Consider the following 15,415-nt stretch of genomic DNA (forward strand, 5'->3'; position numbering starts at 1 on the left):
TTCGCCCACTGCGTGATTTCGATCACGGCATCGTGGGTCGGCAACACCCAAACGCGCGGACCTGGATGTGACCTCATGATCTACGAGCACACCGAACTCCGTGTCCGGTCCGGCGACGGGCCACGGCTCCAACGGATTTCGCCAGAGTCCGGCACCTGCTGCTGCAGTCGCCGGGATGCGTTTTCGCCGAACCGATCCGCAATGTCGATCACCTCGATACGTACCTGCTTCAGGTCGGCCGGGAGCGACTCGAGGACCCACCGAGACCTTCCCCGCCACACCCCCGATCGGACGTGATCGCGAACGCGATTGCAGCCCACTACATCGCACCGCCTCGGATCGTTCACTACGCGAGCCCGGACCAAAAATCGACAGGAGAAACTCAATGAGTCGGATTGTTATCAGCGGAGCCTCGGGCGACCTGGGGCGGCGGGTCACCGCTCTGCTCTCGAACGCGAACCCACGCCACGAGTTGACGCTCGTGACCCGCACCCCGGACAAGCTCGCACAGCGCGAGACGGAAGGGATCCACGTCCGACGCGGCGACTACCAGGAACCTGATCTACTGGACGCCGCCTACCGCGGCGGAGACGTCCTGTTCTTGATCAGTGGGCTCAACCTCGGACGGCGAGTTCCCGAGCATCTCAATGCCATCAACGCGGCACAGCGGGCGGGCATCCGCCACATTGTGTACACCTCAGTGGGCGGCGTGCACCCCACCAATCCGGCGCTGTCGGCGAAGGACCACTGTCAAACCGAGATCGACCTCCGCGACTCCGGCATCGCGCACACAATTTTGCGCAGTTCCCTCTACTCCGAAATCGTCAGTCAAATACTGGTCGCGCCCGCCGCGCAAGCCGGAGTGATGGCCCAGGCCACCGGAGATGGATACCTGGCGCCGGTGGCGAAAAGCGATGTGGCCAACTGCGCTGCCGCATGCCTAGTGGAGCCCGGGCGGCATGCGGGAGCCGTGTATGAAATCACCGGACCGGAGTTGTTCAATTTCGAGAATATCGCGCGACTCGGCTCGGAGGTCTTCGGCGTTCCGATCAAGTACGAGCGAGTGACGTCCGACGAGCGTCTGGCGTTCTTCGACTCCGTCGGCATTCCCCGCACCTATGACCCGAGCATGCCGCCCAGCCCCGACGGGCATATGTGGGCCAGCGATGAACTGGTTTCCGCCGAAGTCGCGGTGGCCGAGGGATACCAGGCGTTGCTGTCGCACCACGTGAAGCTGATCACCGGCCGTGAGCCCGAATCGCTGCGCACCGTGATGGAGCGCGTGAAGACCCGGCGCTACGACGAGATCGGCGCGGTCTCGTAGCGAGCACGCGCGTTCCCGCAAACCGAGCTTGTCGGCCGACCAGGAGAGTTCCATTGCACAAGATCATCTTTCACCACGTCGGAGGCGATACCGACATCGTCGAGACCCATGCCGGCGTCAGCGTGATGCACGCGGCCGTACACAACGGCGTCACCGGCATAGTCGGTGAGTGTGGCGGGCAGGCGATGTGCGCGACCTGCCATGTCCTCGTGCGCGAGCCCTACGTGGACAGACTGCCGCCCATCGGCGAGGACGAGGAGGAGATGCTCCAGTGCACCGCCAGCCCGCGTGACGGTCAGCGCAGCCGTCTGGGGTGCCAACTGCTGATCGGCACCGATCTCGAGGAGGTGGAGGTCGATGTCCCGGAATCCCAGGTCTGATCCTGCCGTTCAGCGTGTGGTCGTCATCGGCGCCGGACACGCCGGAGTCGAGGTCGCCGACGCGCTGCGAGCGCGTGGCCACGCCGGGCCTTTGACGGTTGTAGGCGACGAGCCTGGACACCCCTACCATCGCCCACCGCTGTCGAAGGAATTCCTCTCCCCCTCGGAGGGACCAACGGCGATGCCGTTGCGGACGCCGAAATACTTCGCCGACCGCCGGATCGATGTGCGCACCGGTGTCACCGCTACCGAACTGGACCGCCTATCGCGGACCGTGCGGCTCTCTGATGGCGGTGAATTACCTTACGACACAGTTATTCTCGCCACAGGGGCAGCCAATCGCACGATCACCGTCCCCGGAGCGGACCTAGCCGGTATTCGCGCGCTGCGTACGCTCGCCGAAGCCGAGATACTGCACTCCGCACTGAGCCGGAGCCGGTCGATCCTGATCGTCGGCGCCGGATTCATCGGCCTAGAGGTCGCGGCGGCAGCCCGCGAACACGGGCTCGCGGTCACCGTCCTCGAATCCGGGGACCGCCCGATGCGACGAGCGTTGTCCCCGGCAATGGCGAGCCACCTCACTGCCTCTCACCGCGAGGCCGGCGTCGATATCCGGCTCGGCGAGGCGGTCGCGCGATTCATCGGCACCGACGATCACGTGGTCGGCGCGGTCGGTACCACAGGTGAGCGGTACCGCGCCGATATCGTCCTGGTCGGCATCGGAGTCGTGCCCCGGGACGAACTCGCGGCCGACGCCGGCCTTCCCGTGTCTGACGGGATCGTGGTCGACGAGAACCTGCGCACCCCCGATTCCGCGATTTACGCCATCGGGGACTGCGCCAACCATCCGAATGTCTACGCCGGTGTCCGAATGCGGGTGGAGTCAATCCAGAACGCCACCGATCAAGCCCGCCACGTGGCCTCGGCGATACTCGGCGACACCGATGGCTACACCGAGCTGCCCTGGTTCTGGAGCCACCAGGGTGGGCTGAAGTTGCAGATCGCCGGGGTGCGCCGGCCCGACGACGCACACATCGTCATCGGCGATCCCAGCACCGACCGGTTCTCGGTCTGCTGCTATCGGCAAGGCCGTCTCGCCGCGGTCGAATCACTCAATCGCCCCGCCGACCACGTCGCGGCGCGCCGCTTGCTCGCGGCCGGCCGCTCACCGGCTATCCGCCAGCTGAGCGATCCAGCGTTCAGTCTCAAGGCCTTCGCGCAGGCCTCCGTGGCACCCCATCGAGAATCCGCCCTTTCCTCGAGGAGCTCTTCATGACAACGAAGTCGACTTCCGCGGTCCCCACCGCCGACTGGGTCGATCCCGCCGCGATGCTGACCGACCCCTACCCCACCTACCGGCGTCTGCTCGACGAATCGCCCGTGGCTTGGGTCCCCGCGCTGAACCAGTACCTGGTGACCTCCCACGAGGCGTGCCGCGCCGTCGAAGCGAACCAAGAGACCTTCAGCGCGAATGTCACCACCGGAGCCACCGCGCAGATGGCCAGGGCAGTGGGCTCGCAGCCGATGGTGAACAAGGACGATCCCGACCATGCGCGCGAACGGCAACCCGTCAATCCGACCTTGCGGCCGGGAATCATGCGTGCGCACTGGGCCCCCATCTTCGAACGCAATGCCCGGACTCATCTCGCCCTCATGCGCGAGCAGGGTCCCGACCGTGCCGACCTCAATCGCGACTATGCCGCGCCGGTCGCCGCGCAGAACCTGATCGACCTGCTCGGTTTCCATGACGTCGAGGTCGAGGTGATGCGCCGCTGGTCGAACACCTTCGTCGAGGGAATCGGCAATATCTTCGACGATCCGGAAACCTGGCGGCGCTGCGACGATGCCCGCGCGGAGGTCGACGCCAGGCTCGAGGAGCTCGTCCCCTACTACCGGGCGCACCCGGACCGCAGCATCATCTCCGCGTTCGCCAATGCGGGTATGCCGATGACGCAGATCGCCGCCAATGTCGACCTCGTCATCTCCGGCGGCATGAATGAACCGCAGCACGCGATCACGAGCACGGTGTGGGCGCTGGACCGCCATCCCGAGCAGCGCGACCACGTGCTGGCCGATCCGGCCTTGTGGCCCGCCGTGTTCGACGAGACGGTCCGGTGGTTGTCACCGATCGGCTACTACCCACGGGAGACGACACGCGAGACCGTGCTCGAGGACGTACGGTTGCCTGCGCGCACGATGGTTGGCATTCTCGTCGCCGCAGCCAATCGCGACACCACGGTTTTCGAGAGTGCCGACGAGTTCGACATCACCCGCCCGCGGCATCCGCACCTGGCCTTCGGCGCAGGTGTGCACCTGTGCGCCGGTCACTGGGCCGCGCGCATCGGCATCGGGGAGATCGCGGTACCGATACTGTACGCGGAACTCCCTGGGCTGCACGTGGATTCGCGTCGTGACGAGGCATGGTTCGGCTGGGTGTTCCGCGGGCTCACCGCGCTGCCGGTGGCCTGGAACTGACATGCCGCGGCCCGCTGGTTCGCCCGACCGGAGAAATCCATGACGACCGGTTTGTCGCTGGAGCACAATGGCCGGGATGAGCAAGCAAGTATCTCGTGCTCGCGCACTGGCGCCACCACCAGCCGAATTGTTCGGGCGCCAGCGCGAGCTGGCGAGCGCACGTGAATTGTTTTCCGCTACCCGCCTCGTGACACTCACTGGCCCCGGTGGCGTGGGCAAGACCACGTTGTCCGCGGCGTTGTCCGCCACACTCGACCGGGCATTCCGGGACGGCACCTGGTTCGTCGAGCTCGGCGCGCAACGCAGTTCGGACACCGTCGCCGAGGCCGTGGTGACCCAGCTCGGGCTGAGCGCCCTGGCCACCGTGGATGCCGAAGAACAGCTCTGCCGGCACGTAGCCGAACGCTCGATGCTGTTGATACTGGACAATTGCGAGCATGTCCTGCCCGGATGCCGGCGACTGCTGTCCGCGCTCCTCGCCGCGTCCGCCGAGCTACGGGTTTTGACAACCAGTAGAGAGCCATTGGGAATCAGGGGCGAACGTGTGATCGTCGTCCGCCCGCTGGCGATCCCCCCGAGCCATCGCGACGTTACCGCGGACGAACTACGCGAATATCCGGCCGCGGCCATGCTGGAAGCCCGAGCGAGGGCCGTCAACGATCAATTCGAGATCACCGCGCACACCACGGCGGCGGTCGCGAGGCTGTGCGCCACTCTGGACGGAATGCCGCTGGCCATCGAACTCGCCGCCGTGCGGCTGCGGTCGCTGTCGGTGCAGGAGCTGCTGGCCCACATCGACGACCGATTCGCGCTGCTGACCTCCGGCGATCCCACCGCCGCACCGCACCACCGGTCCCTGGACGCGCTGGTGCGGTGGAGCTATGACCTGTGCTCCCCGACCGAACAGCTGCTCTGGGAGAGAATGGCCGTGTTCAGCGGCAGCGCCGATCTCCCCGCGATCCAGGCGGTGTGCGGACTCCCGCCACTGGAAGGAACCAAACTTCTCGACGCGCTCGACGGCTTAGTGTCCAAGTCGATCGTCCTCACCGAGACGGCACAGGGTGATATGCGCTACCGGTTCCTGGAAACGCTGCGCGAGTTCGCTCGAGAGCAAGCTCGGGACAGCGAAGACTGCGGCCGCGCCCGCCGTGCCCACACGGAGTACTACCGAACCTGGGCGGCCCGAGCCGCCGAGAACTTCTTCGGCCCGGGCCAACCCGACATCGTCCGGCGGTGGGAGTCCGATATCACCAACCTCGAGCTGGCTTTCGATGATCTCCTGCGGGCGGCCCCTGGCTCCCATGGCGCGCTGGAGCTCGCCGCGGACCTCCGCTTCTCGTGGATGAGCGGCCATCTCCGCGCAGGTCGACGTTGGTTGGAGCGAGCTCTCGCCGGCGACACGACCGCCTGCGCCGAGCGCGGCAACGCGCTGTGGGCAGCGGGGTGGTTCGAGGCACTGCACGGCGAAACGCGCACTGCCCGAGACTTTCTCGACGAAGCCGACGGGATAGCCCAGAGGTTCGGCGATTCGCGCATGGCCGCGCGCGCCGCCACGTGGACGGGCCTGACCGCCATGGTCGCCGGGGATTTCGAGGGCTGCCGCTCATCTCTCGAAGCGGCTTACTCCAGGCACCGCGAGCACGCGGACGTCGAGGGTCTGCTGATGACCCTGTTCCTACTCGGATTGATCAGGAGCTTGTCCGGAGATCATCAGGGAGCCGCGGCAGCCGGCCGGGAAGCAGTCGAGCGAAGCGAGCGGCTGGGCGATACGTGGGGCCGGTCCTACTCGCTGTGGATGCTGGGATTCGACGCGTGGACGCGCCAAGACCTCGCTGTCGCCGAGGAGTACGCCGAACAGAGTCTCACACTGCGATGGGACTACCACGACGATTTCGGCAGTGCGGTCGTCCTCAATCTGATGGCCGGAATCGCGCTGGACACCGGCGATCCCAAGAAGGCGGCAAAGCTGTTGGGTGTCGTCGCGGAACTGCTGTCCATTGTCGATACTGAGGTCCCGGGCCTGCTGGGCTCGCGCTATCGAGAGATCAAATCCGCCACCCAGGAACGTCTCGGGCAGGACCTGTTCACCCGCCATCACGAGATCGGGCGCCGACTCGACCGAGGGCAACGGATGCGCCTGGCGTTGGGGTCGGCCGCCATCGTCGCAGCGGATCAGGCGGAAGAGGTGGCCTTGGCCGGGCTGCTGACGCCCCGAGAAAGGGAGGTGGCGTCGTTGCTGGCGGAGGGTCTCAGCAACCGCGCTATCGCCGGCAAGCTGGTGCTCTCCCCGCGCACGGTGGAGGCTCACGTCGAGCACATTCTGACCAAGCTCAGCGTCGGCTCCCGCACCGAAGCCGGTGTGTGGGCGGCCACCGCCTTCGGCAAGAAGCCGTGACGCACATCCCCGATACGGTGTCCCACGTCACAGGCTACGTAGATCCCCAATTGCGTAGCGCTTAGGTGTTCGCCCGCATGTCACGGACATGCTCCCGGGGGGAAGGTGGAGTTCCCATCCCGAGGCTCAGGTCGAGAGATGGTCCCACGATGATCGGGTCTCCAGCGCTGGACAACCGGTAGGTATCCGCCAGTGACGGCGTCCCTTCCCGAGGTAGGTTGACCATGCAATTGCGCGAACTCCAGTGGTTCACAACGCTGGCGGACACCGAGCACATCACGGAGGCCTCGGTCCGGCTGAACATCAGCCAGCCGACCCTGTCCCGAGCGTTGGCCCGACTCGAACGCAAGCTAGGCGTACAGCTTTTCGACCGACACCAGAACCGGCTCCGACTGAACAAATACGGCGAGCTCTTCCAAGCCCACGCGTTGCGAGCACTGAACGAGATCGACCGTGGGGAACAGCGGATCGCCGCTTTGGTCGATCCGGATCGAGGCTCGGTGTCGCTCGGGTTCGCGCATTCCTTCGGCGGCTGGCTGATACCAGACCTGCTCAATCGGTACCGCGGGGTCGCGTCCAGCACATCCTTCGAATTGCACGGCGGCGCTTGCGATTCCGTAGTAGATAGCGTGCGGCAGGGGCGAATCGACATCGGCTTCGTGGCTCCCGAGCCGACCGCGGACGATCTCGAGTGGGTACCGCTCGGACGTGAGGCGCTGTGTCTGGGGGTTCCCGCGGGCCATGTGTTCGAAGGCCGCGATCACGTCGCAATGGCCGACGTGGCGGACGAGCCGATGATCGCACTGAAGGCCGGGTACGGCCTGCGGCAGGTCACCGACCGGCTGTGCCGGGAGGCCGGGTTCAGCCCCCGGATCGAAATCGAGGTCACCGAACTCTCCACACTGCACGCCCTGGTCGCGGCCGGAATGGGCGTCGCCGTCGTGCCTGCCGCCCACTCGGGACACGCGGCCGCGATCGGTACCGTCGCGCTCAGCGACCCGACCGCCTTCCGATGTTATGGAGCGGTCGTCCGCCGGAATGGTCCGAGCGGCCAGGCCGCACGGCGCTTCCTGAAATTCGTCGCCGGTGTCTCGCCGTTGCCGGCCCGATCCAATCGCTCGCCGTCCGAAGGCGATCCGAAACATGTGCTGCGGACCGCGGTACCTGCCGCCTGGCCGGTGTCGGCGTAGTACCGACGAACAGCACGATCACACCGTACGGGCCGCAATCCGATGCGCTACGCGCATCGCTTATCCGAAATTCCTGTTCTTTACACAAAAGCGGATACCTCACATTCTTGATTCAGCGGCCGACCTATGACTTGATTCACGCGCTATGGAGGAATCAATGATTGATTCGCAAGACATTCCGGAGACTCAGCTCGACGAGGAAATCGGCCGACTGAGTTCGCACACCACGACCCCGAAGCGCTCCCTCGAACTCTTCGACGCGGCTCGCAGCCGGTGCCCGGTCGCGCACAGCGAAGAACACGGCGGATTTCACATTCTGCTGGAATACGATGTCGTCAAACGCGGTACCAGCGATCACAAGCTCTTCTCGTCCGAACCGCAGGTGCTACGGCCGATATTGCCGCGCAACTCGTTTGCGGCACTCGAAATGGATGAACCGCAGCACAAGGAGTGGCGCAGGCTTTTCGACCAGGCGGTGACACCGCATACCGTCAGTGTGCTGGAGCCTTTGGTCAGGGCCGATATCAACAAGCGCATCGATGGCTTCATCGAGCGTGGCACGGCGGATCTGGTCGAGGAGTTGGCCGAGCCGATTCCCGCCGAAGCGATCTGCCGGCTCGTCGGCATCGAGGACGAACTCGTCGCGGAAGTGCGAAATCGAGCGGCGGCTATGTTCGGCGCGCAGGGCGACCCCGCCGAATTCCGCCGTCGCCAGACCGAATTCGCCGAGATCGCCCTTGCCCAGGTACACGACAGGAAGACCACACCACGCGACGACTACCTCACATATCTCTCCAATATCGAGGTGGAGGGCAGGTCGCTGGAAGACGACGACTACGTGGCGCTGTTCACCGGATTCCTGGGTGCCGGACACCACACCACCACCTCGGCGATGAGTAGTCTCATCCATGATGTATTCAGCGACAACGATATTTCCGCGCGAATCGCGGCGGATCCGAAGCGATTGATTCCGATCGCCGTCGAGGAGTCGCTCCGGCTGCGGCCCCCGTTCTTCGGCTTCTTCCGCCGGGCGACCGCGGATACGCAGCTCGCCGGCATCGATATTCCCGAGGGCAGTGATGTCTATCTGGGCTGGGCCTCCGCCAACCGGGATCCGGCGGTGTTCGCCGATCCCTGTGAATTCCGTCTGGATCGAGGTCGCAACCGTCACTTGACCTTCGGCTCCGGCGTGCACACCTGCCCGGGCGCAGCACTGGCGCGCATGGAACTTCGCGTCGCGTTGGAAGAGCTACTGCGGCGGCTGCCCGACCTGTCGGTGGAGATCGCTGAGCCCGAGTACGAGTTCAGCGGCGGTGACTATGTGCACATGGGTCGGCTACCCGTTCGATTCACGCCCGGTGTGGTGGAGGGAAATTGACTGCGATGAATGTGGGATTGCCCAGCTGGATGGTGGCGCCGACACCGCCCTCGGCAGCTGGGGAGCCGTTCCCATTTCGGTTGGCGAAGAAACGTCCGCTGGCACAGGGTGTCGTCGAATTGGTTTTCGAGCCCGACAGCGGCCGTGCACCGGAATGGGAACCCGGCGCACATGTGGATATTCACCTCCCGAACGGCCTCGTGCGTCAGTATTCGCTGTGTGGAGGTCCGGAAGATCGAGGGTCCATCCGCATCGCCGTTTTGCGCGAGGAGGGCGGTCGCGGTGGTTCACAATACATTCACGATTCCGCCGAACCCGGCGATATTGTTGAGGTATCGGTGCCCCGCAATCACTTTCGGCTCGTCGACGCCGAACGCTATCTCTTCATCGCCGGAGGAATCGGTATCACCCCGCTGCTCCCGATGCTGAATCGGGTCCGCGCGGGTGGGGCCGACTGGAGATTCGTCTATTGTGGACGCTCACGGTCGGCGATGGCGTACGTCGACGCACTTCCCGACGACCCACGCGTCTCGGTAGTGTCGGCCGACCGCGACCAGCGGTTGAATCTCGATGACCTCCTCCACGAGCCGCGTACCGACACCGCGATCTTCTGCTGCGGCCCGGAGCGACTGCTCGAAGCGGTCGAAGAAGCCGGCCTGCACTGGCCGCCCGGAGCGCTGCACACGGAACGATTCAAGGCACCTGTCGTGGATGAGCCTGCCCGCGAATTCGACGTGGTCCTGCAAAGGTCGGGTATGGAGTTACACGTGCCGGCCGAGGCAAGCCTGCTCGACATCGTCGAAATGGCCGGCATCCCGGTACCGTCCTCGTGCCGGACCGGCACCTGCGGCACGTGTGAAACACCAGTTCTGGACGGACAGCCGGAACATCGCGACGTGGTGCTGTCCCCCGAAGAGCAGGCTGTCGGAGACTGCATGATGGTGTGCGTTTCGCGCGCCCGCACCGATCGGCTCGTGCTGGACCTGTAAAGGGCCCGCAAGCGGCCAGGGCGAAAACTCAGTGGATGCCCTTCCAGGCATTGTGGAGGAGTTCGATCAATTCCTCCCGCGTGAACGATCGGGGGTTCGAGTACGGGTTACTCACGACCTCGTCAGCGACGCGAGTCAGGTCACTCTCGTTCACACCCAGCTCGAGGAGAGTTCGCGGTGCTCCGAGGTCGGCGGTCAATGCCAGGAGGCCGGTAACCGCATTGTCGGTGCGTAGTGCGCGGGCGAGGGCAGCGGCGGCCGTGCGAGCCGACGGGAGGTTGAATGCCGTGACGTACGGGAGCATTACCGCATGGGTTTCGGCGTGCGGAAGATCCAGCAATCCGCCGAGGACATGGCACAGCTTGTGGTGCAGGCCCATGGTCGTCGCCCCGAGGCAGGCTCCGGACAGCCACGCGCCCTGCAATGCTGTCGCCCGTGCCCGCGCGTCGTTCGGGGCAGCCGATAACGCCGGTAGCGCGTCGGCGAGGTCGCGGATGCCCTGTTCGGCCATGGCGGCGATCACCGGCGAGCCGTCGGGGGCGTAGAGCGCCTCGACCGCGTGCGCCATCGCGTTGATTCCGCTCGTGCAGGACACCGGAACGGGCAGTGTCATCGTCAGATCGGGGTCGTAGATGACGCTGCTCGGAAGGACTTTGCGGTCGCGGCCGGTTGTCTTCTTGTCGCCCTTCGTGATTCCCCAGATGGGGGTCATCTCCGAGCCCGCGTAGGTCGTGGGTACCGCCACGATGCCGAGGTCGCTGCCGAGCGCGAGCGCCTTGGCCAAACCGATCGTCGATCCGCCTCCGACCGCGACACAGCCGTCGATCGCGAGTTCGGACGCCACCGACTCCGCCGCCTCGACCGTCTCGACCGGGACGTGCATCCGTGCCGAATCGAACACTCCCACAGCGGATTTCCCGATCAGGCTGGCGGCTCTGTCGGCGAGGTCGCGCTGCTGCGGGGTCGACAGGACGAGCACGCGCCGCAACCCCAATCGGTCCGTTTCGGCCGCGAGCTGCTCGATGCTCCCGGACCCGAATACCACCCGCATGGGCAGCGCGTCATACGTGAAGGTGCCTGTCATTGCGGTCCGCCCTCTCGGCCGAGTCGAATATCGAAGTGCGCATGGCGGAAAGGTCCGGTCATGCCGTAGTGCTCGAACCCCGCGGTATCGTCGATTTCGGTGAAATCGACAATGAGGCTCTTCTTCACCGCGAACACCGCATCACTGTCGATATACGCGCTGTCCGCGACGAACAGGTGTGTCGTCACCGGCCGGTACCCCGCCGCTTCGGCGATTACGTGAATGTGCGCGGGACGGAATGGATGGCGTCCGGACGCACCGAGCAGATCGCCCACCGGGCCGTCCGTGGGAATCGGATAGTGACTGGGCACTACCGTTCGGAACCAGAAGCGCCCCTGCTCATCGGTCGTGAACAGACCGCGCCCATTACCCGGCGGCTGCTTGTCGGGCTCCTGCACGTCGTAGAAGCCGTCCACGCTGCATTGCCAGATGTCGATGGTGGTGTCCGCCAATGGCCGGCCGGCGTCGTCCACTACCGCCCCGGTAACCAAGCAGGGCGGCGAACCGCCCATCAAGTCGATCGAGTCGCCGAGCTCGCGACGTGGCGACTCGGTCATGTGAAAAGGACCGAGAACGGTGCCCTCGGTGCCGTGCTCGTCACCATTGATCGTCTCGACCAACATCGATACGCCGAACACATCGGAGAGGAGAACGAATTCCTGCCTGGTGTCATCGCAGGTGTGACCGACAGCCGTGAGAAAGTCGATGGCCTGCTGCCACTCGGTCTGCGTCGGCCGCAACTCACGAACCAGGGCATGGAGGTGACGCGTCGTCACCTGCAATATCTCTTTCAGTCTCGGGTCGGACGTACCCTCGAAGCTTGCAACGACGGCATCCAACGCGGCGGTCTCATTGAAATCCACAGCGGTTTTCCTTTCGCGGTCGCCTCTTCAACGCACATCTCGCAAGATCGCCCGCGCCCACGCGACGACAGGCGCGTCGACCATCTGCCCCTCAATTCGGACCGCCTTGCCTTCGGCCTTGGACTCGACCACCCGCCGAGCCCAGCGGACTGCCGCCGCGTCGGGCCGAAACGCCGCGTGGGTGCCCACCACCTGACGGGGATGCACCAGCAGCTTTCCCGTCATGCCGAGCTCCTTCGCACACCTGAGATCCTCGTCCAGGGCCGCGGCATCGTCCAGAGCGGCGGTCACACCGTCGATCGGTCCCGGAAGCCGCGCGGCCCGCGATGCGAGCACGAGCGCGGACCGGGCCTGGAGCATGGCCGTCCGGCCGGTGTCGCACCCCAGGTCGAGCGCATAGTCCAAGTGCCCGAACGCAATTCGCGAAACACCAGGAGCGGTGGCTAGAGACTGTGCTCGGACCATCCCCAGCGCCGACTCGACCAACGCGATCACGGGTACCCCGACCCGCTCGGCGACGACCGACAGTTCATCGGGGCTTTCGGCTTTGGGGACCATCACGGCGATCAGCCCGGGCAGGCCCTTCAGTGCCGCCACGTCGTCCCAAAAGTGTTGACCCGCTGAGGAAACCACTCGCACACATGCCGGTCCACCGCGGGACAGCCAGTCGACTACCTCCCTTCGGGCGCTGCCCTTGTCCTCGTCCGCAACAGCGTCCTCCAGATCGAGCACGACGACGTCGGTCCCGGACCGGATCGCCTTGTCGAAACGCTCCGGACGATCACCGGGTACGAAGAGAAACGATCTGGCGACCCGAATGGTTTCCTCCTGATTCATGGGTTCTCCGCCTTTCTCGGTTCGGTGGCCGGTGCTCAGTTCGGTAATTCGGCTGCCGCTGAGGCGATTCCGAACTCGGCGAGTACGGCTTCAGTGTGCTCACCGACCCCTGGCACGGGGCCCATCACCGGCTTCGTTCCGACAAATGTCGCCGGTGGAACGAGTGCCCGCAGCGAACCGACGGGTGACTCGTAGTCGAACCACCGTCCCCTCGCCTCGAGTTGCGGGTGCTCCGCCAGGTCGTGCATGTCCCGCAGGATCGCGTTCGCGATGCCCGCCGCCTCGAGCCGCTTCGCGACCGTTTCGGCGCCCCACGCCGAGAATGCGCGCTCGATCTCCTCTTGCAACTCTCGACTGTGGCTCACCCGCAACGAGTTTCGAAGGAACCGGGGATCCGCCGCTATGGCGGGGTCGTCCAGGATCTCCGCGCAGAACGTCGCCCATTCGCGCTCGTTCTGCAGTCCGAGGAACACCTGATTTCCGTCTCCGCACCGGAACGGGCCGTACGGCGCGATCGACGCGTGCCGCGCACCCGTCCGCTGCGGCGCCGTGCCGCCATACATCGCGTAGTTCAGCGGGTAGCCCATCCACTCCGACAGCGCCTCGAGCATCGAGATCTCGATGGTGGCGCCCTCACCCGTGCGATCACGCTGGATCAGCGCCGTGAGAACGCCGGAGTAGGCGAACATTCCGGAGGCGATGTCGGCGATGGATATCCCTACCTTCGACGGCTCGTCCGGGGTACCGGTGATGGAGACCAGGCCCGCCTCGCACTGCACGAGCAGGTCGTAGGCCTTCTTCGCCGAGTACGGTCCACCGGGACCGTAACCGGAGATGGAGACATGAATGAGTTCCGGCTTGACTCTTCGTAATTCGTCGCTGCCGAGCCCGAGTCGTTCCGCCGCGCCGGGAGCGAGGTTCTGGACGAACACGTCCGCGTTGCGGACCAGGGTCTGGATGCTGTCCTTGCCGTGCTCGGACTTCAGATCGAGGCAAACCGATTCCTTCGAGCGGTTGAGCCAGACGAAATGGCTGGCCATTCCGCGCACCGTCTCGTCGTATCCGCGGGCGAAGTCGCCGACGTCGGGACGCTCGACCTTGATCACCCGCGCGCCGAGATCCGCCAGCTGGCGGGTGGCGAACGGGGCGGCCACGGCCTGCTCGAGCGATACGACGGTGAGTCCGTCGAGAGGGTTCATAGGAATTCCTTCGTTCGATACGAAACCAGCCACACTCAATGCGCGATCAGGGAGGGTGTTTCCAGGGTTTTCGTGAAGTAGAGGCGTTCCGCGGCGAACTCTCGGTCGCGGGACATCTTCCGGAACACGTCCAGGTCACGATCGAGTTGGACCGGATCGGTGGAATGGAACAGCAGCCGCTTGTTGGCGCTGGCTCGTGGACTCGCGACATCGACGAACGCGTGGCGGCGTTCGTCGGAGTAGACGTTGAGGATGCCGTCGTCGGCGCGGCCGGAGACGACCGCGCCCAGGGCTTCGTTCAACAGGTACGCGTCGAACAGGCCCATGGTCAGCCCGAGCCCGCCGGTGGGATTGGTCGCATGTGCCGCGTCACCGGCGAGCAGTACCCTGCCCGCGCGGTAGGACCTCGCGCTGCGCTGATGCATCCGGTAGGGCGAGATGGCCTCGAGTTCGGCTGCGGCAGCGGTCTTTTCACCGAACACGGTGGTGAGGAACTCGGGCAGGCGCTCGGCCGCCGATTCGGCGGGCAGGGCGTCGTCTTCCATATACGTGTACCGCCACATGCCGTGCGCACCGGAATCGTCGATCCTGGCGATGATCGCGCCGAAGACGTCGTCGACATAGAATGTCGACTGCGCCCAGCCCGAAAGTTCCTCGGCGAAGCGGACATTCGTGGCGACGAACCGCTCCGGCCAGGTCATCCCCTCGAAGCCGAGATCCAGCTCGCTCCGAATCCTGGAGCTCGCGCCGTCGGCGCCGATGAGCCAGGACGCGCGAAGTTCTCTTTCGCCGGTCCCGGATCGGACGCCGACTCGGACTCCGTCGTCATCCTGGGTGATCGCGGTGACCTCGTGGTTCCAGAGCACGCGCGCGTTGTCGTAGGTTTCCAGGCGGTGCAGGATCAGGCGAGCCAGGGCACCCTGCCCCAGGTGCAGGTTGTACGGACGTTCCACCTTTCCCTCGAGCGCCTGCAATCCGTACTCGATGATTTCGCCGGTCTTGTGCACTCGATAGGCGTAGTCCTGCTTCAGAAATCCGGCCCCTACGGCGTCGTCGAGGAGATCCAAGCGGGCCAGGCCATCCAGCGCTGCCCAGTGATAGACGATCGCCCGCGGCGCGTCCGAGAGAGTCGACGCTCGCTCGAGCACAGTGACGACGACACCTTGCTGCGCCAAACCCAGCGCATTCAAGAGTCCCACGGGACCTGCGCCTACGACTATCACTTGCTGTTCTTCTCGCACTAATCCTCCACGGTGACGATCCCGAATGCCCGTCCGTTACCGGCCGGAGCCCGGGAAAAC

The 15,415-nt window shown here is 65.3% G+C and carries 13 protein-coding genes and 1 pseudogene; 9 read left to right on the top strand and 5 right to left on the bottom strand.

The genetic code is table 11. The features are described from left to right. Positions 1-385: 385 nt before the first annotated feature. The 9 genes and pseudogenes from AB0J47_RS37375 (at position 386) to AB0J47_RS37415 (ending at position 10,131) form a co-directional block, all read left to right on the top strand. Positions 386-1,324, top strand: coding sequence for an SDR family oxidoreductase (locus tag AB0J47_RS37375; protein WP_364357667.1), 939 nt, complete (start codon positions 386-388; stop codon positions 1,322-1,324). 53 nt (positions 1,325-1,377) lie between these two features. Beyond that, entirely contained in the window at positions 1,378-1,704 is a 327-nt protein-coding gene (locus AB0J47_RS37380) for a 2Fe-2S iron-sulfur cluster-binding protein (protein ID WP_364357670.1), read from the top strand. Beyond that, the gene (locus AB0J47_RS37385; RefSeq protein WP_364357673.1) at positions 1,682-2,980 is read left to right on the top strand and encodes an FAD-dependent oxidoreductase; all 1,299 of its coding nucleotides are present in this window, start codon (positions 1,682-1,684) and stop codon (positions 2,978-2,980) included. Before AB0J47_RS37380 ends, AB0J47_RS37385 begins: the two co-directional genes overlap by 23 nt. Then, entirely contained in the window at positions 2,977-4,179 is a 1,203-nt protein-coding gene (locus tag AB0J47_RS37390) for a cytochrome P450 (protein WP_364357676.1), read from the top strand. The genes AB0J47_RS37385 and AB0J47_RS37390 overlap by 4 nt, the downstream gene beginning before the upstream one ends. 76 nt (positions 4,180-4,255) lie before the next feature. Then, a complete protein-coding gene (locus AB0J47_RS37395; RefSeq protein WP_364357679.1) occupies positions 4,256-6,574 on the top strand; it encodes a LuxR C-terminal-related transcriptional regulator in 2,319 nt (772 codons plus the stop codon). A 224-nt stretch (positions 6,575-6,798) separates the two neighbouring features. Further along, the gene (locus AB0J47_RS37400) at positions 6,799-7,764 is read left to right on the top strand and encodes a LysR family transcriptional regulator (protein WP_364357682.1); all 966 of its coding nucleotides are present in this window, start codon (positions 6,799-6,801) and stop codon (positions 7,762-7,764) included. A 157-nt stretch (positions 7,765-7,921) separates the two neighbouring features. Continuing rightward, positions 7,922-9,142, top strand: coding sequence for a cytochrome P450 (locus tag AB0J47_RS37405; RefSeq protein ID WP_364357685.1), 1,221 nt, complete (start codon positions 7,922-7,924; stop codon positions 9,140-9,142). 29 nt (positions 9,143-9,171) lie between these two features. Beyond that, positions 9,172-9,486: pseudogene (locus tag AB0J47_RS37410) on the top strand (FAD-binding oxidoreductase); the annotation flags it as partial. Between the two features lie 147 nt (positions 9,487-9,633). Next, positions 9,634-10,131 (top strand): iron-sulfur cluster-binding domain-containing protein, encoded by a 498-nt coding sequence (locus tag AB0J47_RS37415; protein WP_364357788.1) that lies wholly within the window; start codon positions 9,634-9,636, stop codon positions 10,129-10,131. A gap of 28 nt (positions 10,132-10,159) precedes the next feature. On the opposite strand, the gene AB0J47_RS37420 is transcribed toward AB0J47_RS37415, so the two are convergent. The 5 genes from AB0J47_RS37420 to AB0J47_RS37440 are packed head-to-tail and all read right to left on the bottom strand — an operon-like array spanning position 10,160 to position 15,355. Next, positions 10,160-11,215: a maleylacetate reductase gene (locus tag AB0J47_RS37420; RefSeq protein ID WP_364357688.1), complete on the bottom strand. Its 1,056-nt coding sequence runs from the start codon at positions 11,213-11,215 to the stop codon at positions 10,160-10,162. Continuing rightward, positions 11,212-12,078, bottom strand: a complete 867-nt coding sequence (locus AB0J47_RS37425; protein WP_364357691.1) for a dioxygenase — start codon at positions 12,076-12,078, stop codon at positions 11,212-11,214. Before AB0J47_RS37425 ends, AB0J47_RS37420 begins: the two co-directional genes overlap by 4 nt. Positions 12,079-12,105: 27 nt before the next feature. After that, entirely contained in the window at positions 12,106-12,915 is an 810-nt protein-coding gene (locus tag AB0J47_RS37430; RefSeq protein WP_364357694.1) for a CoA ester lyase, read from the bottom strand. 35 nt (positions 12,916-12,950) lie between these two features. Next, complete coding sequence (locus AB0J47_RS37435) at positions 12,951-14,114, bottom strand: CaiB/BaiF CoA-transferase family protein (RefSeq protein ID WP_364357697.1); 1,164 nt, start codon at positions 14,112-14,114, stop codon at positions 12,951-12,953. Between the two features lie 35 nt (positions 14,115-14,149). Further along, positions 14,150-15,355: an FAD-dependent monooxygenase gene (locus AB0J47_RS37440; protein WP_364357700.1), complete on the bottom strand. Its 1,206-nt coding sequence runs from the start codon at positions 15,353-15,355 to the stop codon at positions 14,150-14,152. Between the last annotated feature and the right edge of the window lie 60 nt (positions 15,356-15,415).

Source organism: Nocardia sp. NPDC049737 (genome assembly GCF_040674755.1).
In the GTDB taxonomy this organism is placed as follows: Bacteria; Actinomycetota; Actinomycetes; order Mycobacteriales; family Mycobacteriaceae; genus Nocardia.

Bases quoted from the DNA above. Each gene is read 5' to 3' on its own strand.
- AB0J47_RS37375 (WP_364357667.1), top strand. From the start codon at position 386: ATGAGTCGGATTGTTATCAGCGGAGCCTCGGGCGACCTGGGGCGGCGG.
- AB0J47_RS37385 (WP_364357673.1), top strand. From the start codon at position 1,682: ATGTCCCGGAATCCCAGGTCTGATCCTGCCGTTCAGCGTGTGGTCGTC.
- AB0J47_RS37390 (WP_364357676.1), top strand. From the start codon at position 2,977: ATGACAACGAAGTCGACTTCCGCGGTCCCCACCGCCGACTGGGTCGAT.
- AB0J47_RS37395 (WP_364357679.1), top strand. From the start codon at position 4,256: ATGAGCAAGCAAGTATCTCGTGCTCGCGCACTGGCGCCACCACCAGCC.
- AB0J47_RS37400 (WP_364357682.1), top strand. From the start codon at position 6,799: ATGCAATTGCGCGAACTCCAGTGGTTCACAACGCTGGCGGACACCGAG.
- AB0J47_RS37405 (WP_364357685.1), top strand. From the start codon at position 7,922: ATGATTGATTCGCAAGACATTCCGGAGACTCAGCTCGACGAGGAAATC.
- AB0J47_RS37415 (WP_364357788.1), top strand. From the start codon at position 9,634: ATGGCGTACGTCGACGCACTTCCCGACGACCCACGCGTCTCGGTAGTG.
- AB0J47_RS37420 (WP_364357688.1), bottom strand. From the start codon at position 11,215: ATGACAGGCACCTTCACGTATGACGCGCTGCCCATGCGGGTGGTATTC.
- AB0J47_RS37430 (WP_364357694.1), bottom strand. From the start codon at position 12,915: ATGAATCAGGAGGAAACCATTCGGGTCGCCAGATCGTTTCTCTTCGTA.
- AB0J47_RS37435 (WP_364357697.1), bottom strand. From the start codon at position 14,114: ATGAACCCTCTCGACGGACTCACCGTCGTATCGCTCGAGCAGGCCGTG.